Source organism: Achromobacter semiaridum (assembly GCF_053543755.1).
In genome coordinates, this window is the sequence record NZ_JBLVOL010000027.1 from 1 (window position 1) to 19,017 (window position 19,017).

The 19,017-nt window shown below is 66.2% G+C and carries 14 protein-coding genes and 2 pseudogenes; 11 read left to right on the plus strand and 5 right to left on the minus strand.

The features are described from left to right. From ACNPP0_RS08705 to ACNPP0_RS08715, 3 genes and pseudogenes are all read left to right on the plus strand, one after another. Positions 1-216: pseudogene (locus ACNPP0_RS08705) on the plus strand (hypothetical protein); the annotation flags it as partial. A 101-nt stretch (positions 217-317) separates the two neighbouring features. Continuing rightward, on the plus strand, positions 318-755 hold the full coding sequence (locus tag ACNPP0_RS08710; RefSeq protein WP_448705637.1) for a GNAT family N-acetyltransferase: 438 nt from the start codon (positions 318-320) through the stop codon (positions 753-755). A gap of 182 nt (positions 756-937) precedes the next feature. Beyond that, on the plus strand, positions 938-3,382 hold the full coding sequence (locus tag ACNPP0_RS08715) for a mechanosensitive ion channel domain-containing protein (RefSeq protein ID WP_448705653.1): 2,445 nt from the start codon (positions 938-940) through the stop codon (positions 3,380-3,382). A 59-nt stretch (positions 3,383-3,441) separates the two neighbouring features. On the opposite strand, the gene ACNPP0_RS08720 is transcribed toward ACNPP0_RS08715, so the two are convergent. Together ACNPP0_RS08720 and ACNPP0_RS08725 are read right to left on the minus strand one after the other, a co-directional pair. Beyond that, positions 3,442-4,743, minus strand: coding sequence for a sigma-54-dependent transcriptional regulator (locus ACNPP0_RS08720; protein WP_448705638.1), 1,302 nt, complete (start codon positions 4,741-4,743; stop codon positions 3,442-3,444). Then, positions 4,740-6,134, minus strand: coding sequence for a sensor histidine kinase (locus ACNPP0_RS08725; RefSeq protein ID WP_448705639.1), 1,395 nt, complete (start codon positions 6,132-6,134; stop codon positions 4,740-4,742). Before ACNPP0_RS08725 ends, ACNPP0_RS08720 begins: the two co-directional genes overlap by 4 nt. 356 nt (positions 6,135-6,490) lie before the next feature. Between ACNPP0_RS08725 and ACNPP0_RS08730 the strand changes: the two genes are divergently transcribed. The 4 genes from ACNPP0_RS08730 to ACNPP0_RS08745 all read left to right on the plus strand — a co-directional run bounded on the left by ACNPP0_RS08730 (position 6,491) and on the right by ACNPP0_RS08745 (position 10,362). Continuing rightward, a complete protein-coding gene (locus ACNPP0_RS08730; RefSeq protein WP_332611119.1) occupies positions 6,491-6,976 on the plus strand; it encodes a tripartite tricarboxylate transporter TctB family protein in 486 nt (161 codons plus the stop codon). Between the two features lie 3 nt (positions 6,977-6,979). Next, a complete protein-coding gene (locus ACNPP0_RS08735) occupies positions 6,980-8,500 on the plus strand; it encodes a tripartite tricarboxylate transporter permease (protein ID WP_332611121.1) in 1,521 nt (506 codons plus the stop codon). 69 nt (positions 8,501-8,569) lie between these two features. Beyond that, the gene (locus ACNPP0_RS08740) at positions 8,570-9,049 is read left to right on the plus strand and encodes a hypothetical protein (protein ID WP_332611123.1); all 480 of its coding nucleotides are present in this window, start codon (positions 8,570-8,572) and stop codon (positions 9,047-9,049) included. Positions 9,050-9,102: 53 nt separating this feature from the next. After that, entirely contained in the window at positions 9,103-10,362 is a 1,260-nt protein-coding gene (locus ACNPP0_RS08745; RefSeq protein WP_448705640.1) for a putative Na+/H+ antiporter, read from the plus strand. A 12-nt stretch (positions 10,363-10,374) separates the two neighbouring features. Here ACNPP0_RS08745 and ACNPP0_RS08750 read toward each other — a convergent pair whose 3' ends face one another. Next, the gene (locus ACNPP0_RS08750; RefSeq protein WP_448705641.1) at positions 10,375-10,935 is read right to left on the minus strand and encodes a cysteine hydrolase family protein; all 561 of its coding nucleotides are present in this window, start codon (positions 10,933-10,935) and stop codon (positions 10,375-10,377) included. 160 nt (positions 10,936-11,095) lie between these two features. Here ACNPP0_RS08750 and ACNPP0_RS08755 point away from each other — a divergent pair, with 160 nt between their 5' ends. The 4 genes and pseudogenes from ACNPP0_RS08755 (at position 11,096) to pdxR (ending at position 16,861) form a co-directional block, all read left to right on the plus strand. After that, positions 11,096-11,623 (plus strand): sigma-70 family RNA polymerase sigma factor, encoded by a 528-nt coding sequence (locus tag ACNPP0_RS08755; protein WP_448705642.1) that lies wholly within the window; start codon positions 11,096-11,098, stop codon positions 11,621-11,623. A 6-nt stretch (positions 11,624-11,629) separates the two neighbouring features. Continuing rightward, positions 11,630-12,235: pseudogene (locus ACNPP0_RS08760) on the plus strand (FecR family protein); the annotation flags it as partial. A 445-nt stretch (positions 12,236-12,680) separates the two neighbouring features. Further along, positions 12,681-15,128, plus strand: coding sequence for a TonB-dependent siderophore receptor (locus ACNPP0_RS08765; protein ID WP_448705643.1), 2,448 nt, complete (start codon positions 12,681-12,683; stop codon positions 15,126-15,128). Between the two features lie 170 nt (positions 15,129-15,298). After that, positions 15,299-16,861, plus strand: coding sequence for a MocR-like pyridoxine biosynthesis transcription factor PdxR (gene pdxR / locus ACNPP0_RS08770; protein ID WP_448705644.1), 1,563 nt, complete (start codon positions 15,299-15,301; stop codon positions 16,859-16,861). 62 nt (positions 16,862-16,923) lie between these two features. On the opposite strand, the gene ACNPP0_RS08775 is transcribed toward pdxR, so the two are convergent. After that, positions 16,924-18,132 carry a benzoate/H(+) symporter BenE family transporter gene (locus tag ACNPP0_RS08775; protein ID WP_448705645.1) on the minus strand — a complete coding sequence of 403 codons (1,209 nt, stop codon included), beginning with the start codon at positions 18,130-18,132 and terminating at the stop codon, positions 16,924-16,926. Positions 18,133-18,260: 128 nt separating this feature from the next. Next, positions 18,261-18,905 carry a hypothetical protein gene (locus tag ACNPP0_RS08780; protein ID WP_448705646.1) on the minus strand — a complete coding sequence of 215 codons (645 nt, stop codon included), beginning with the start codon at positions 18,903-18,905 and terminating at the stop codon, positions 18,261-18,263. Positions 18,906-19,017 lie beyond the last annotated feature (112 nt).

Consider the following 19,017-nt stretch of genomic DNA (forward strand, 5'->3'; position numbering starts at 1 on the left):
CGCGGCCGGCAGCACGAAGAGGCCTATGACCGCGTAGACGACGACGTCAAGCAGGAATACCGACAGAACCAGGCCAAGGACGCGGCGGTGGCCGGCGCCGTCGTGGGCGGGTCGCGCCAGCGGCAGGATCGGCGCGAGCAAGCCAAGACCAACAGTGCGGCGTCGTCCGCGTACACCAGTTGCAAGCAGCAGCGCGGCTATCAGGTCACGCCCTGATTGAAGGTGCCGGGGGCGCGGGGCCGCGCGCTTGTCATGAGGCGGACACGATGCCGTCATAAATTTCCGCGAAGCCTTGCACACGCCGCCCGGAAACCGACATGCACCTACGCCCCGCCACCGTCCAGGACGGCCCCGCCATCGCCACCTTGCTGGCGCAACTGGGCTATCCCGGCACCACCGCCTTCATGGCGGAAAAAATCGCCCTGCTATCGGCGCATCCCGATGCCCTGTTGCGGGTGGCTCACGACGATGCCGGACAATTGCTGGGCTTTATCAACCTGCATTTCATGATCCAGCTGGCCCTGCCCGGCGACTTCTGCCGCATCGCGTATTTCTGCGTTGACGACCAGGCCCGCAGCGCGGGCGTCGGCCGTCAACTCGAAGCGGCGGCCGAAGCAGAAGCCCGCGCGCGCGGCTGCGACCGCATCGAAGTGCATTGCCATGAACGCCGCGTGGATGCGCACCGCTTCTACTACCGCCACGGGTATGAAGAATCGCCTAAATATCTGATGAAGCGGCTGGGCTTTATCATTTAGCCCATGGCGGCGTTGTCCCTGCGATCGCGCGCCGCGTTCCTGGCCTTGATCGTAGAGGAGTTTTATTAGTGGTTCGATTCGCAACGACAGCATCCCTTTCTTATCCGCCCCGCGAAGATTCCGCCCGCCTTTGGCGGCACCGACGCGCGAGGCCATGGCAGGCGGTGTGGCTGCTGGTGGTGATGCTGAGTTGCGTGTTGTTGAACTGGCCGGCCCAGGCGTTCGCGGCGTCGCCGCTGCAAGCTCAGTCGCAGCCGCCCGCCGCATCGGCATCCGCGCTGACGCCCGATGCGTTGGCCGACCTGCTGGACAATCCCGAGGCACGCAAGGCGCTGGTCGATGCGTTACGGGCGCAGGCGGCGGGAAAGCCGCCCGCAGCATCCGCCGCCCCGGGCACGGCCGCTTCCACCAAGGCGGCGACCGGGCCTGGTTTACAAGAACGCATGGCAGACGGCGTGCAACAGTTCCTGACCGGCGTTGCCGGCGACATGGGACAGGGCGTGGACGATATGCGCGCGCTGGCCTCGGGGCGCAGCCTGCGGATGGACGGCGCCACCGCCGGCAATGCGCTGCTGCCGTTGCTGCTGGCCGGCTTGGCGACGATCATTGCCTATCTGCTGCTGCGGATGATCGCCATGCGCATCTACACGCGCATCGACCGTTGGGTGGCTGAACATGCCAGCCCTTCCGAGGCGGCGACCGTTCACGGCCCCGGCACGCCGCGCCGCGCGCCTGCCTCGATGCGGGCCTTGTACCGGCGCCTGGGCGCCATCGTGGGCGCGGTTGCCATCGATGCCGGCGTTGTGCTGCTGGCCGCGATGGCGGGTGGGGCGGCGGCCCTGTGGGGCACGCCCGAGCGCGGCACGCTGGACACCCTGGCGGCCGTATTCCTGCGCGCCTTCGTGGCGGTGGAAATCGTCAAGGTACTGATCCGCACGGTGTTCGCGGTGCGGCATCCGCACCTGCGCCTGTTGCCCATGTCCGACGAACTGGCCCGGTACTGGAACGCGTGGCTGGTGCGCGTTGTCGCGGCGGCGGGCTATGGCACGCTGCTGGTGGACCCGGTGATCTCGGCCGCGCTGTCGCCTGCCCTGGGTCGCCTGGCCAGCATGGTCATCATGCTGGTGGTGTACGTGTACGCGGTGCGCATCATCTGGCAGAACCGCCATTCGGTGCGTGATCGCATGAACCATCATGCCGCCAACGCGGCCACGTTCATGGGGTCGCGGCTGCACTTCCTGTCGCGCATCTGGCACGTGCTGGGCATCGGCTACTTCACCGTACTGCTCATCGTCAGCCAGATCGACCCGACCAACGCGCTGCCCTTCATGGCGCGCGCCACCGCGCAGACCTTGCTGGTCATCGGCGTGGGCAGCCTGCTGATCCTGTTGCTGAACACGGTGATGGCCAAACCCATCCGCCTGTCCGACGACCTGCGTCGGCGGCTGCCCATGCTGGAAGCGCGCGTGAACGCCTACGTGCCCGCCATGCTGAAAGGCGTGGGCTGGATCATTCGCATCGTTATCGTGTTGCTGGTGCTGGACGCGTGGCACGCGTTCGACCTGTCGCGCTGGCTGGCGTCGGACGCGGGCGGGGCGGCCATCAAGATGGTGGTCAACGTGGTCATCGTGCTGCTGATCGCGGCGCTGGCCTGGACGGTCATTGCCAGCATCATCGAACACCGCCTGAGCCAAAACGAAGGGCGCGGCATGCCCAGCGCGCGCGAACGCACGTTGCTGTCGCTGTTCCGCAATGCCGCGTTGATCGTCATCGTGACCATGACGCTGATGGTGCTGTTGTCGCAGATCGGCATCGACGTGGGCCCGCTGATAGCAGGCGCCGGCGTGGTGGGCCTGGCCATCGGCTTCGGCGCGCAGAAGCTGGTGCAGGACATCATCACCGGCGTGTTCATCCAGCTTGAAAATGGCATGAACGAAAACGACGTGGTGCAGGTCGCCGGCGTGTTCGGCACCGTGGAGAAGATGACGATCCGTTCCGTCGGCATCCGCACGCTGGACGGCGGCTATCACCTGGTGCCGTTCTCGTCGGTGGATGTGGTCGCCAACCACATGCGTGACTTCTCTTATCACTTAGGTGAATACACCATCGCGCATCGTGAAAGCGTGGACGACGCCATTGAACATTTGCGCGCCGCGTTTGCCGAATTGATGACCGACTCGGTGCTGGGCCCCGAGATCCTGGAGGAAATGACGGTGGCCGGCGTTACCGCCGTCAACGACAAGGGCGTCACCATCCGCATCCTGATCAAGACCACGCCGGGCATGCAGTGGGCCGTGCAGCGCGGCTATAACCGCTTGTTGAAAAAGCACTTCGACGCGGCCGGTATCGAGCTGCCGTACCCGCACACGGTGGTGTACTTCGGGCAGGACAAGCGCGGCTATGCGCCATCGGCCAACGTCACGCTGCAACCCGAGCGTCCGGACGACGGCCAGGACGCGCGCGCGGCCGGGCACACCCGCCGTCGCTTCAAGCCGGAAACCAGTCAGGACGATTCGGCCGAAGTCCTGGGCAACGAACTTGAGGCGCGAGAGGAAGGGCTGGAGGAAGGGCGAGAGAAGGCAGAGGCAATGGGGGAATCGCGGGAGCCGGGCACGCCGCGCGTGTAGCGTACCGGGCTACCCCTGCGCGCAAAGTGTTGCCGACGGGACTGTCGGCCCGCGCGCCTTTACACGGCATCCCGCGCCGCGCGCAGCTTTTTCCATAGCGTGGTGCGCGAGATGCCCAGGCGCTTTGCCGCCAAGCCCATATGGCCGCCGGATTCTGAAATGGCTTGCTGGATGGCGCGCTGTTCGGCGTCCAGCCGCGTGGTGGCCAGGTCCTGCTTATCGGCCAGCTTGCTTTCCGGAAAGAGGTCTTCGGCATGGACCTGTGCCCCGTCCGCCATCACGACCGCGCGCGCGATACGGTTTTTTAGTTCCCGCACGTTGCCCGGCCAGGGGTGGTCGTGCAGCGCCTGGATGGCATCGGGCGACAGGGTCGCACCCGTGCCCGATTGGGCGGCCAACAACGTCTGTGCCAGGCCGGGCAACGCGCCGGGCCGCTCGCGCAGCGGCGGCGCCGCGACCCGGGCCACCGCCAGCCGATAAAAAAGATCCGCGCGAAACGTGCCCTGCGCCATTGCGGCCGGCAGGTCGGTGCAGGTGCTGGCCAGAATGCGGCAATGCGTGTGGCGCGCGGTGCTGTCGCCCAGCGGACGATACTGGCCGTTTTCCAACACGCCCAGCAGCGCGGCTTGTGCCCGGGGTGTCAGCTCGGCCACTTCGTCCAGATACAGCGTGCCGCCCTGCGCCTGGGAAAACAGCCCGTCGCGCGCGGCCCCGGCGCCGCTGAAGGCCCCTTTCACGTGGCCGAACAACAGGCTTTCAATCAAGTCCGACGCCAAGGTGGCGCAATTGACGGCAACGAAGGGGCCGGCCGCATAGGCCGAGCGCGCATGCACATAGCGGGCGGCGCGGTCTTTACCCGAGCCCGTTTCGCCTTCCAGCAACACGGGCAGGGCGCTGGCGGCCAGCCGTTCAAGCTCTTGCGCCAAGGGGTAGGTTTCATCGTGCAGCGCGTAGGGGTTTTCCAAGACTTCGTCTTGCTGGCCGGCCGGCTGCGCGGCGATGACCGATCGGATGCGGGCCACCAGCGCATCGGTGTCATACGGCTTGGTCAGGTAATCGTTCGCGCCCGCCGACACCAGGCGCACGGCCTGGGCAATGTCGCCATAGGCGGTGGCGAACACCACGGTGGTGTTGGACAGATGCGGGATCAAGCGCCGATAAAGATCTTCGCCGGAGCCGTCGGGCAGTCGGATGTCGGCCAACAGGAATGCCGGCCGCATGCGGGTCCGGCGAAACACTTCGACCGCCTGGGCGCAGCTTTGCAGCCATTGCGTGGCGATGCCTTCCAGCCGCAGGCGCTGAAGCAGCGCGCCGCCCAGCAGTTCATCGTCTTCGATCAGCAAAACCTGGATGTCGCTCACGCCGTATCTTCCTGTGGACCGTAGGGCAGGCGCACGGAAATGCGCGTGCCGGTTGCCATGCGGGTTGCGCGCAAACGGCCATGCATGGTTGTTGTCAGGTCGGCCACGATGCCCAGGCCCATGCCGTCGCCATCGGGGGGCGCGCCCTTCAGCGCGCGGCTGGCTGCCGGCGGCAGGCCGTTGCCCCGGTCGGCCACGTGCAGGGTCAGCGCGTGGCGGCTCGCCCGCGCAAACACCTGGACCAGTTCGCCACGCGGCGAGGCCTGGATGGCGTTCAGTACCAGGTTCAGCAACACCTGCCGCACGGCGCCCGCGGGCAGCGTCAGGCGGCGATCCTGCATGCCTTCGCAATGCAGTTCCACACGCACGCCCGCGCGGTTGGCCTGTGCGCCCACCATCAGCCGGATGTCCGCGATATCTTCTTCGCGCAGCAGGGCGGTGCCGGGGCGGAAGGTGCGCAGGCTGGCGTCCACCACCGCTTGCAGCGCTTGTACGCCGCGTTCGATAAAACCCAGGGACTCGTCGCGCACGTCGTCCCGGTCGCCAAATTGCCGTAGCGTCTGCACGGCGGTGCGCAGCCCGCCCAAGGGGTTGCGCACTTCGTGGGCCAGCGCGGCCGACATCCGGCCCAACACCGCTTCGCGCTCGATGCGCGCATTGCGTTCGGTCAGTGCTTCACGTTGTTGCGCGCTTTCAACCATCCAGTTGTAGGCGGACAGCAGTTCCTGGAGTTCGGGGTCTGTGGTGTCCACCCGCATGGGGCGCAAGCGATCGTCCGGACCGGCGCGCAGGGCCTCGGTCAGCGAAATGATCGGGCGCTGAAGCCGGCGCGCCATGCCGAAGCACAGCACCGCGCCGCCCAGGCTGATCGCCAGCCCCACCAGGCCCAGCTCCCAGGCCAGTTCCTGGCGTTGCCGGTGAAAGTCGCTGACGTCCAGGTTGGCCACCAAGGTCCCCAGCGCGGGCCGCGCGTCGTCCAGCAAGCGCCACGTCCACACACCTTCCGATCGTGCGCTGATCAGCGTGCCGGCGGTGTCCGCCAACGATGCCAGCGGAATCGGCTCAACCTCGGGGTAGCGCGCCACGTGCGCCAGCAGGCGGTGGTCCCCTGCGACGACGGCCAGTGTGCGGTCGACCACGCCCAGATGCGTATCCAGCGCGCGGTTCAGCACATCGACCATCTGTGCACGGTCGTCGGTGCGCACTGCCGGCAGGATCGCGGCGGACAGACCATCCAGATACACCTGGCCCAAATTGGCGACCTGCCGGTCGAACTGGCGCGACACGCCATGCAGCGCCAGCGAAATCAGCGCGGCGGATATCGCAAGAAACAGCAGCGAGACTGCAAGCGGAATGCGGGCGGTCAGGGGCAGGCGGGGAAAGCGGTGCATGGGGGCAGCATGGCGAGGCGGTCGAAACCACGAAAACGAGGATTATGCCTGGGTGGAATCGGGGCTCGCATTTGCAAGAAATGGCAAGCGCGCGGCGCGCGGGAAAAATCCATGCCAGCCCGCTTTCAGCGGGGAACGTTCGCCGCGATGTTCACTTTTGTGAACATCGCCTGTACCGCGATGTTCACCGTTGTTCAGCGGCGTGAACAGGCGTCTTTCTTCCTGCTGGTTTTCCCGGATGTCACGCGCAAAACCGTGAAAGCGGATTGCAAGGCGTCGTCCTTAAAGTGCCCCCTCCTTCGGCTTGCGACATCACGCGCGCCGAAGCATGTCGACAACAATCAGGGGAGCAAGCCGTGGGCAGCACCATATTTTCCAGAAAGCGCGATCTGTGGGGCGGGGCGTTCATCGCCCTGTGCGGCGCGCTCACTATTCTTGAAGCATCGTCCTACAACATCGGAGAACTGGCGCGGATGGGCCCGGGCTATTTTCCGCTGATGATCGGTTGCTTTCTGGTCGCGCTGGGCATCCTGGTTCCGTTAAGCCCGGACCCCGATGAAGTGCAGGAAGAAATGATCGAAGAACAGCTGCCCCAGCCTACGCGCCGGGATCGCGTGCGTGGCATGGCGTGCATTGCCGCCGGCATCGCGCTCTTCATCATTCTGGGCAGTTTCCTGGGATTCCTGCCCGCCACGTTCGCGCTGGTGTTCGTCTCGGCGCTGGGCGATACGTCCAACTCCGTCAAGTCCGCCGCCATTCTCGCCATTGCGATGACGGTGTTCGGCGCGGTGGTGTTTTCCTGGGCGCTGCAATTGCAGTTTCCGATGCTGCGCTGGGGGTAGGAAATGGATCTGTTCGACAACGTATTGCATGGTTTTTCCGTGGCGTTGCAGTGGGAGAACCTGCTGTGGTCGCTGTTCGGCGTGTTCATGGGCAACATGATCGGCGTGCTGCCGGGCATGGGCGTGCTGGCCGCCATTTCGATCCTGCTGCCGCTGACCTACGCGATGACGCCGGTTGCCGCGCTGATGATGCTGGCCGGCATCTACTATGGCGCGCAGTATGGCGGCGGCATCACCTGCATTTTGCTGAACCTGCCGGGCACGCCGTCACACGCGGTGACCTGCCTGGACGGCAACCCGCTGGCCCGCCAGGGCAAGTCGGGGTCGGCGCTGTTCATGCTGGTCATGTCGTCGTTCGTGGGCGCCAGCGTGGGCATCATCATCATGATTCTGTTTTCGCCGATGCTGGTGGAAGTGGCCTTCCAGTTTGGCCCGGCGGAATATTTTTCGATGATGATGCTGGGCCTGTTCGCCGGCGCCACGCTGGCCAAGGGCTCGGCCATCAAGGGCATCGCCATGGTGTTCCTGGGCTTGCTGCTGGGCGTGGTGGGCACCGACGTCAACACGGGCACCATCCGTTACGCCTTCGGTGTCATTGAACTGAGCGACGGCGTGCCCTTGGTGGCGCTGGCCATGGGCTTGTTCGGCCTGGCGGACTTCTTCGCCAACGTCAACCGCATCGGCAAGGCCACGACGGTGGGCGCGGGCCCCAAGATGTCGGTGCGGCCCGAGCCCGGCGACATCAAGAAGTCGGCCATGCCGATTGTGCGCGGCAGCGCCATAGGCGCGATCCTGGGCATCTTGCCGGGCACGGGCGCGACCATTGCGTCGTTCATGTCCTATGCGGTGGAAAAGCGCGTGTCCAAAACGCCCAAGCGCTTCGGCAACGGCGCCATCGAAGGCGTGGCGGGTCCGGAATCGGCCAATAACTCGGCGGCGCAAACCAGCTTCATCCCCACCATGAGCCTGGGTATTCCCGGCGACTCGGTGATGGCCCTGATGCTGGGCGCGCTGATCATCCACGGCATTCAGCCGGGTCCGCAGATGGTGACCGAACACGCCGACCTGTTCTGGGGGCTGATCGCCAGCTTCTGGATCGGCAACGTCATGCTGGTGGTGATGAACCTGCCGCTGATCGGCATGTGGGCACGGCTGCTGAAGGTGCCGTACAAGTACCTGTTCCCGTCCGCGCTGTTCTTCGTGTGTGTCGGCGTCTACAGCACCAACAACAACCTGTTCGATGTGGGCATGGTGCTGGTGCTGGGCCTGGTGGGTTACCTGTTCCTGAAGTTGCGTTTTTCGCCCGCGCCGCTGCTGCTGGGTTTCGTGTTGGGGCCGATGGTCGAAGAGAACTTCCGGCGTGCGCTGCTGCTGTCGCGCGGCAGCATGAGCGTGTTCGTCGATCGCCCGATCAGCGCCGGCTTCGTCTACGCCATCCTGGCGCTGGCCGCCTGGCTGGTGTTCTCCACAGTGCGTAATCGCAAGCGTGTCCGCGAGCTTGAACGGGCGCAGGCCGGCGCCTGATCGCGTACGGGTGTTGCACTGAAAAGGGGGCTGCGGGCTGGCCCCCTTTTCCCTTGATGGGAGCGTGTCATGAAGCAATCGGAGTGGTCCGCGCAGGGCGACGCGCGGTGCGGTGACTTGACCGTGGTGCGCGAACTTCCCTTTGTGGAGTTCATTGAACTGCTTGAATTCAGCCATCTGCGTTTTGACCTGCCCGCGCAAGGGGCGACGTCCGCGCTGGTGGGCACGCAGGAATGGCGCAGGCGGATCGAAGGCGAATCCACGCAGCCGGAATCCGTGTATGTCTGCACGACGCTGGAGGCGCTGCATGACGCGGTGCTGGCGCCCGAGGATGCCGAACTGAAGATCGACATGCCGTGCCAAAGCCGCGTGCGCCTGCGTACACTGTTTCAGCAACGCGACCGCGCCGCGTCCACGCCCTGCGTCCGGGTGGACTTGCAGGCCTTGATACGGCGGGTGCTGGTGCCGGCCAGCGCCCCGGCGCATCTTTTTGAACTGGTCAGGCACGTCGTCATGACGCGCCTTTGGGTCGAGGTCGCGCGGGTGTAGCCGCCGCGCATTTCACTTCGGATTGACCACCTCTTACGTACAGGAACCGACACGTGACAGCGTCCGCACTGGAAATCATCGCCGCCCTTGTTTTCGCCGTTGCCTTGGTGCACACCTTTTCGGCGCCGCTTTTCTTGCGCCTGGCGCATCGCAGCAAGCGCCATGGCGGGCTGCTGCATCTGCTGGGCGAAGTCGAAGTGGTGTTCGGATTCTGGGCGGCGATATTGCTGGTCTTGATGGCGTTGGCCGCGTCGGGCGAAACGGCGCTGGCGTATGCCGAATCGCGCAACTACACCGAGCCCGCCTTTGTTTTTGTGGTGATGGTCATCGCGGCGTCCTTGCCGGTGCTGACGGTGGTGATGCGGCTGGTCGAACGCGTGGCGCGGTTGTTGCCGGTGCGCGACCAAACCGCCAAGGCCTGGCTGTGCCTGGCGCTGGTGCCCCTGGCCGGCTCATTGGTGACTGAGCCGGCCGCCATGACGATTGCCGCCATGATGCTGGCGCCGCAGGTGTTTCATCGCGAGATGCCGGAACGGTTGAAATACCTGGCGCTGGGCGTCTTGTTCGTCAACATCTCGATCGGCGGCACGCTGACGTCGTACGCCGCGCCGCCGGTGTTGATGGTGGCGTCCACCTGGGGTTGGGATAGCGCCTTCATGTTCGGCACCTTCGGCTGGAAGGCGGCGCTGGCCGTGCTGGTGAACGCCACGCTGGTGACGGTGTTGCTGCGGCCGCACCTGCGCTCGGGCGACGTGATGGCGATGAAGGATTCCGCCGTGCCAATGTCACCCGTGGTCATCATCGTGCACCTGTTCTTCCTGGCTGCCGTCGTGCTCAGCGCGCATCACCCCATCCTGTTCCTGGCGCTGTTCCTGTTCTTCATCGGCTACACCCAGGCGTACAAAGCGCATCAAAGCCCGTTGATCATCAAAGAGGCCCTGTTGGTCGGCTTCTTTCTTGCGGGCCTGGTGGTGTTGGGCGGCATGCAGCAGTGGTGGCTGCAACCCATCGTCAGCGGGCTGGAGCCGAACGTGCTGTTCGTCGGCGCCCTGGCGCTGACGGCCATCACCGACAACGCCGCGTTGACTTACCTGGGGTCGCTCATCGACGGCATCTCCGCCCAGGCGCAATACATGCTGGTGGCCGGCGCGGTGGCCGGCGGCGGGCTGACCGTCATCGCCAATGCCCCCAACCCGGCGGGCGTGGCGCTGCTGCGCGGCAGCTTCGCCAACGGCGCGGTCAGCATGCCGGGCTTGCTGGCTGGCGCGCTGATTCCTACGCTGGTGGCGGCGTCGTTTCTGTTTTTTTTGTGATGGTCCCGGGCATCAAGACGCCGCGCCACCTTCAAAGCGGACATCGGCAGCGGGCAGCGCAACGATCTTCACGCCAAAGCTGGTGATGGCGGGCAGGGTGGCGTTGTGATGCGCGCGGATCTGGGCGCCGGATGCATGCGCTTTGTCGTGCGTGGTGTGCGCGTCGGCGGCTATCGTCACCGCAAAGCCCAAGGCCGCCGCGCGCCGTACGGTGGTGTCCACGCAGAATTCCGTGGCGTAGCCACAGACCGCCACCGCCGTCACGCCCAGGTCGGACAGCGTCTGACCCAGCGTGGTGCGCAGGAAGGAATCGGGCGTGGTCTTGCGCACGCGCATGTCGTTGGGCGCGGGGCGCAGGCGCGGGTCCAGTTCCCAGCCGGGCTCTGCGTGCGCCAAGGCGCTGCCCGGGGCCTCGTGCTGCACGTAGATGACGGGGGCGCCAGCCTGGCGGGCACGTTCGGCCAACGTGTTGATACGGTCCAGTACGTCTGGGGCGTCGGCGGGCGCCGGCTGCGTGTCGGTGGTGTCGAACAAGGCGCGCTGCACGTCGATGATGATCAAGGCGTTGGGCATGGGGATAGAGGGGGCGGCTGAGGCGGTGGCGGGCGCGGACAAGGAAGCTTGGCGCACCCGAATCTTGCAGTCTACCGCCGCCCGCACACCGCTTGGCGGCCGCCATCAATAATGATTACAATTCCCATTCTTAAAAATTGGGGTAGCGGTCGCCACGGCCATGTCGTCCTTGGAATCTCTGGAGCACCGAGCGCTGGGCTTGCTCTACCGCGACCATCACGGATGGTTGCGGGGTTGGTTGCTGAGGCGGCTGAACGTGCCCGCCGAAGCGGCTGACCTGACGCAGGACACCTTCCTGCGCCTGCTGGCTTCGCCGGCGTCGATGGCGCAGTTGCAAGGCGTGCGGCAGCCGCGCAGCTTTCTGGCGACGGTGGCGCAGCGCACGCTGGTGGATCACATCCGGCGCCAGGTGCTGGAACGCGCCTGGCTGGAAACGCTGGCGCAGCAGCCCGAGGCGCACGCCATTTCCCCCGAGACTCAGGCCATCCTGCTGGAAACCATACGCGAGATCGACGCCATGCTGCACGGGCTGGGGCACAAGGTGCGACGCGCCTTCCTGATGTCGCAAGTGGAAGGCGCCAGCTATGCGGACATCGCCGTGCAGTTGGGCGTCACCGTCAGTTCGGTGAAGAAGTACATGGCGCGCGCCACCGAGCATTGTCTGGTGTACGCCTTGGAAAGGCAGTAGAAGCCGATGGCCGACAAGACGATTACCGCGGCGGCGCAATGGTACGCGCGCCTGTGCGCCGACGAAGTCAGCGCGGCCGACGTGGCGGCGCATGGCCGCTGGCTGGCCGCCGACCCTGAACACGCCCGCATCTGGCGCCAGGTGGAACGGCTGCGCGGCACCCTGGGCGCGGCGCCTGCCCGGCTGGCGGCCGATACGCTGAACCGCGCCGACCACCACTTTGCGCGCCGACGCGCCGTGTTGCGCAGCGGCTTGGGCGCGGTGGCGCTGCTGGGCGCGGGCGGCATGCTGGCCTGGCGTGTCTTGCCGGTTGACCAGATGGTGGCCGGCTATCTGGCCGACTACCGCATGGGCACGGGCCAGCGGCGCGAACTGACGCTGACGGACGGCACCTTGCTGTGGCTGGACAGTGCCAGCGCGGTGGACGTGTCCATGGACGCGCGCGGCCGCCACATCACCGTGCACGCGGGCGAAATCCTGATCGACACCGAACACGCCGCGCCCGGCCTGCCCCCGCTGCGCGTGACCACGCCCCACGGCACCGTGCGGCCCCTGGGCACGCGCTTTACCGTACAGCGCCTGAACGACCTGACCCGCGTGGCCGTGCTGCGCCATGCCGTCGAACTGCTGCCGGCCGACGGTGGCGCGGCGCTGGTGCTTAAGGCCGGCGAACAGGGTGTGCTGCAAGCCGCCGCCGCCCGCCATGAAGGGCAGATCTTCGGCGAGCCGGACGCCTGGACGGGTGGACTGCTGATCGTGGACGGCATGCGTCTGGCCGACTTCGTGGCGCAGCTGGACCGCTACCGCCCCGGCCACTTGCGCTGCGACGATGCGGTGGCGCAGCTGCGCGTGTCAGGGGCCTTTCCCATTGACGACACCGACCGCGCGCTGGCCGCCGTGGAACGCGCATTGCCCGTGCGCATATCCCGTTTCACGCGCTACTACACCCGGATCAGCGCCCGGGGCTGAGATTATTTTCGTTGGGCATTGTCCTTTTTCCGCGCTCGTCCGACTTAGCAGGGATTACGTCGGATTTGATTCACGGAAACTTCATCCCATGCCTTCCCTACTGACCAAACCTTGCCACCCCGGTGCCTTGGCGCCTGTTGCCTGCGCCGTCTTCACCGCGTTGATGACGCTGGCGTTTGCCCCGCCCGCCTCGGCGCAAGCCGCCGACACGGCCGCCAGCACGCGTCGCTACGACGTGCCTGCCGGACCGCTGGGCCTGTCCCTGAGCCGCTACGCCGCCCAGGCCGGCGTGGTGCTGTCCTTTGACGCGTCGCTGACGCAAGGCAAGCAAAGCGCCGGCCTGCAAGGGGAATACGGCATCGCCTCGGGGTTGGCCGCGATGCTGGCGGGCACGGGGCTGGAAGCGGTCAGCCAGGGCGGCAACAACTACGGGGTGCGCCGTGCGGCGGCGCAGACGCTGGCGCCCGTCGAGGTCCTGGGCTCGCGTGAACCAGGCCCCAGCGAAGGCACCGACTCGTACACCGTGGGCGTGTCCACCACCGCCACCAAGCTGCCGATGACGTTGCGCGAAACGCCGCAGTCGGTCTCGGTGATGACGCGCCAACGCTTGTCGGACCAGGGCTTGAATACGCTGGAAGACGCCATCGCCAACACGCCCGGACTGACCTTCAAGAAGAAGGGCTCGGCCGATGACAACGAAAAGGGCCTGTACGCACGTGGGCTGGAAGTCACCAACATGCAGGTGGACGGCGTGCCCACGCACAAGGACTTCAATGCGCTGGGGCTGGACACCGCGCTGTACGACCGCATTGAAGTGGTGCGCGGGTCCACGGGTTTGTTGAACGGCGCGGGCAACCCGGCGGCGTCCATCAACCTGGTGCGCAAGCGTCCCACGTCGGAATTCCAGGCCAGCGTGGGCGCGGCCGTGGGGTCGTGGGACTACAAGCGCACGGAATTCGACCTGGGCAGCCCGCTGGACGAAGCCGGCAAGCTGCGTGGCCGCGTCGTGGGCGCGTGGCAAGAGGGCGGCTCGTTCATCGACCGCGTCAAGCAGGATTCGCAGCTGCTGTACGGCGTGATCGAAGCCGATCTTGGCGAACGCACCATGCTGACCTTGGGCGGGGAATATCAGCGCAAGCACTGCACGGCATGCTCGTACTTCGGCTTTCCGGCGGCCTACGCGGACGGCACCAAGACGGATTTCCGCCAGAGCTTCAACTCGGCCACCGACTGGAGCCGCCAGACGCGTACCCGCTACAACGTGTTCGCCACGCTGGACCACGAATTTGCGCCGCTGTGGAAGGGCTCGGTGACCGTGTCGCACACGGGCGACGACAACGACCGCACATATGGCTGGTTCAGCAGCAATGGTTGGGCAGACCCGAACACGGGCAAAGGCGCGTCCCTGTGGGTCGCCAAATGGCCCATTCCCAAAACCCAGAACGCCGTGGACGCCAGCCTGACCGGCGCCTTCAACGCGTTCGGCCGCCAGCACGACGTGGTGATCGGCGCCAGCGCCTCGCACACCAATGGCGACTACGACATGTACCCGCTGTGGACCGCGCCGGGCTACGACGCCAAGATCCCGGACATACGCGGCTGGTCCGGCAACATGCCGGAGCCGGACTGGCAGACCACGGGCAAGCGCGATTACACCGAAAAGCAGTCGTCGGTCTACGGCGCGCTGCGCCTGCGGCCGACGGATGCCTTGTCCGTGGTGCTGGGATCGCGCGTGACGTGGTGGGACCAGCAGGCGTCCTACAACTACAACGACGGCACCTCGTATCCCGACAATATGCGCGAGCAGGGCGTCTACACGCCTTACGCCGGGCTGGTTTACGACCTGACACCGACCCTGTCCGCGTACGCCAGCTACACCAGCATCTTTCAACCGCAGCAGGCGCAGAATGTGTCGGGCGGCGTGCTGGAACCCATCAAGGGCAATACCTATGAAGTCGGCCTGAAGTCGACGTGGCTGGATGGCCGGCTGAACGGTTCGGTGGCGTTGTTCCGCACGCGGCAGGACAACTACGCCATGGTGGACGGCGACAAGCTGGCGCCCAATGGCGACAGCGCCTATGTGGCGGCCGATGGCGCGGTGATGCGCGGCGTGGAAGCCGAGCTCAGCGGTGAGCTGACCCCGGGCTGGCAGGTGCAGTTGTCGTATGCCTACGTGGACCGCCGCCTGCCGCAAGGTTTCATCACACAGGTCGGGCTGCCGCGCCACATCGCCAAGCTTTACACCACGTATCGCCTGCCGGGCGACCTGAGCGCGCTGACCGTGGGCGGCGGCCTGCGTTGGGAAAGCGGCAGCGACTATTCCAGCCGTGGCCCCGGCGGCCAGCAGTTTGAATCGTCGCAAAGCGGCTATGCGCTGGTTGACCTGATGGCGCGCTACCAGGTCAACCGCCAATGGTCGGCAACCTTGAACCTGAACAACGTCTTTGACAAGAAGTACTACGCCAGCACCAACGTCTACAGCAACTACTACGGCGCGCCGTTCAGCGCGATGCTGGGCGTGAATTACCGGTATTGATGCTGATCCGTTAAATTACGGCGTCCACGCGCCACGGCTCGCCTCGCGCGAGCCGTGGCCGGTCCACCGCAAGGACTGATCATGACCCGGCAAGACCCTGAAAAATCGCCGCGGCGGCTGCGGCAATTGCGGCAGTTGCGGCAGTTGCATCGGCATCTGCATCCTGCCGCATGGTGAAAACCTTCGAACTCGACACGCTGAAAATGCGGATGGGCGACGCGCAGTTGGCGGGCCTGGATCTGCACCAGCGCATCCAGCGCGCGCTACGCGCGCTGATCCTGGACGGTGCGCTGGGCGCGGGCGTGAAGCTGCCCGCCACGCGCGGGCTGGCCTTGTCGCTGGGCGTGGCGCGAGACACCGTGGAAAACGCCTACGTGCAGCTGCATCGTGACGGCTATATCGTGCGGCGCGAAGGGTCGGGCAGCTATGTGTCCGATACCGTGGGCGCCGTCCTGCGCGGAGCGGGCGCGCGCGTCCGGTCGCGGCGTGGCGTCAGGGCGGGGCAGGGAGTAAGGGCGATTCAGGCGGTAAGGGCCGGGCAAGGCGGCAATGCGGCGCCGCTCAAGGCAAGCCCCGGCCTCAGCCGGCGCGGCACGACGATCTTCGACAGCGGCGGCGTGACCGATCAGCAAGCGGTCAAGGCGTTCGCCACCGGGCTGCCCGAAACGCGCACCTTTCCCGTCGATGTCTGGCAGCGCCTGCAACGCCAGGTGCTCAAAGCGCATCGCGACAGTGTGCTGCTGCATGGCGACCCGCAAGGAGCCGAGCCGCTGCGCCGCGCGATTGCGGCCTACCTGAACCTGGAGCGCGGCGCCCGGGTGTCGGCGGACCAGATCCTGGTCTTGTCCAGCACGCGGCAGGCGCTGTCCCTGTGCGCGCAGTTGCTGGTGGATGCCGATGGCCCGCTCCTGATGGAGAACCCGGGCTACTTCGGCGCGCGCAAGGCGTTTGAAGCCGCGCAGGCCCGTGTCGTGCCGATTGATGTGGACGCGGACGGCATCCGCATGGACCTGCTGCGGCAGGACCCCAGCGGCGCCAGCTGCGTCTATGTGACGCCGTCGCATCAATACCCCACGGGCGCCATCCTGTCGCTGGAGCGGCGCCTGATGCTGACGCGCTGGGCGCATGAGAACCGGCGCTGGATCATCGAAGACGATTACGACAGCGAATTTCATTACGACGGCCCGCCCACCGCGTGCGTGCAGGGCGTGGACCAGTTTGATCGGACCTTGTATCTGGGCACCTTCAGCAAGACGCTGTTCCCCGGCTTGAGAATGGGCTACATGGCTTTGCCGCCTGAGCTGGTCGACGCCTTTGCCCGCGCCCGCAGCATCATGGACGGGCACACGCCGCAGGTGCTGCAACTGACGCTGGCGCGCTTCATGGAAGATGGCCACTACAACGCCCACGTGCGGGCGATGCGCAAGCTGTACGCGTCGCGTCGGGCCTGCATGCTGGATGCAATCGGGCGGCATCTGGCGGGCATCGTCACCGCCATCCGGCCACCGGGTGGTTTGCAGGTGCCTTGCCTGCTGCAACCGGGATGGTCCGAATCACAGACCATCCGGCAAGCGGCCGAAGCCGGTATCGTGCTGCCGGGCATCAGCCGCCTGTACTCGGGGGCGGATCGCCTGGAAGGGTGGCTGCTGGGCTACGCGTCCTTGGCCGAACACGAGATCGAAGCCGCCATGCTGCGGCTGCGCCACGTATTGGCGCGCACCCCACGGCGGTAGCGCCTGGGGCATGCATTGCGGTGGTCGAACCCGTGACGCGCGTGCTGCCGCCGCCGTCCCCCCTACGGTCTGGCAGCACCGCCGATCAGCGTGCGATGGCCGCCGTGGATCAGCAAATGCGCCGTCAACCCGGCGACCAGCCCCCAGAACGCGCCGCCCACGCCCAGCAGCGTGACATTCGCGGCGGTGGCCAGGAAGGTGATCAGCGCGGTTTCGCGGGTGCGGGCGTCGGCCATCGCGTTGGCCAGGCTGCCGCCGATGGCGCCCAGCAGCGCCAGCCCGGCCAGCGTGGTGATGAAGGCCTTGGGCAGCACCATGAACAGCGAGGCCAGCGTCACGCCGAAGGTGCCCACCAAAACGTAGAACAGTCCACACGCCAGGCCGGCCAGGTAGCGCTTGCGCGGGTCGGGATGCGCGTCCGGGCCGGTGCAGATGGCCGCCGTGATCGCCGCGACGTTGAACGCGTGCGCGCCAAACGGGGCCATCAGCAACGAGCCCAAACCCGTCGTGACCAGAATCGGGTTGGCGCTGGTCTTGAAGCCGTCGTTGCGCAGCACCAGCATGCCCGGCATGTACTGGCCGGTCAGTGTGATGATGAACAGGGGCAGCGCCACGCCCAGCAAGGCGTTCAGCGAAAACCGCGGCATTTCGAATACCGGTGTGGCCAGGCTCAGGTGCACGGCTGAAAAATCAATGCGGCCCTGCGCGATCAGCATCGCCAGGCCGATGACCAGGATGCCGACCACGGCAAAGCGCGACGTGAATCGCTTGAGCAGCGCGTACGACACCACCAGGACGATGACCAGCAGCGGGTCGACGCTGGCGCCGCCAAAGGCATTGACGCCGAATTGAAGCAGGATGCCTGCCAGCAGGCCCGCCGCGATGCCGCCCGGTATCAGACGCACCAGCTTCTCAAAGGCGCCCGACATGCCCAGCACCACGAAGCCCAGCGCTGAAATGACATACGCGCCGATCAGTTCGCCATACGGGGTGAATGGCATCACCGTGGCCAGGAACGCGACGCCGGGCGTGGACCACGCGGTGATGATGGGCGCCTTGTAGCGAAAGCTGAGCATTGCCCCCGTGATGCCCACGCCCACGGACACCGCCCAGACCCACGACGCGGTCTGCGCCGGTGTCAGCCCGGCCAGCTCGGCCGCCTGGAACACCAGCACAAAGGTGCCGCCGTAATTGACCAGCACCGAGATCAGCGCCGCAACGGTCGGGGAAAAGAAGTCGGCGGCGCGTAGCCTGACCGGCGATGGATTCATGACAGCACTCCACACTTTCAAGAAATGCGGCCGGCATCTTGACGATGGCCGGCCGGCACGGAAAGCAAAAGTGTAGGGCTGTGGCGGCCTGTTCAGTCAGGCCACATTCCTGAATTCAACCAGACCACTTATTGGCAACGCTGCGTGGGCAGACCGTAGCCCACGGTGATGGCGGTGACGGGCACGTCCTTGAAGGCGGCCTGGGCCGCGTCGTCAAAGCGCGTTTCGCAATTGAACTTGGTGTCCATCACGTAGTCCTCGCCGGCCGCCTTCTTGATCTGGGCTTCCCAGGCGTCGGCGGCGTCCAGTGCCTTGCCGCTGACCAACACCATTTCCATCAGCACTTCCACGGCGCCCGACGAACGCGGCGCCGTCCACAGCGCGTAGACGGACGGGTCCGCCGCGTTGCCGCACTGCGAGAGGCAATCCGCGGTGTAGCGCAGGCCCCGGCCGAACATGCCCGGGGTGATGGGCTGGCCGGCCTTGGGCGCGTCTTCGCCGATGAAGCTCTTCAAGTCGGCCTCGCAGCCCGGGGCCAGCTCCAGGCGCAGCGCCGTCACCTTGCCGTTGCCGATGGTGGCCCTGACCTGACACTGTTGCACCACGAAGACGTGGTCATTGCCGAAGGATTCCCGAGGCACGCCGGCAACCGATTCAAGATAACGCTGGTTCGCGCCCAACATGGCGCCGTTGAACACTTCCTTTACCGTCGCCGCCTGTGCGGCGTTTGCGCCGACCAGCAGGATACCCAGGGCCAAGGCTTTGAACTTCATTCGAATGACACTCCGTGGTTGGTGGCATCGGGAGCCCGTGGCGGGCTCGCAAAAAGTCGGATGCACGCGCATCCTGCCACAAACCCGCGTGTTTCGTGTGAGGAAAAAGGGC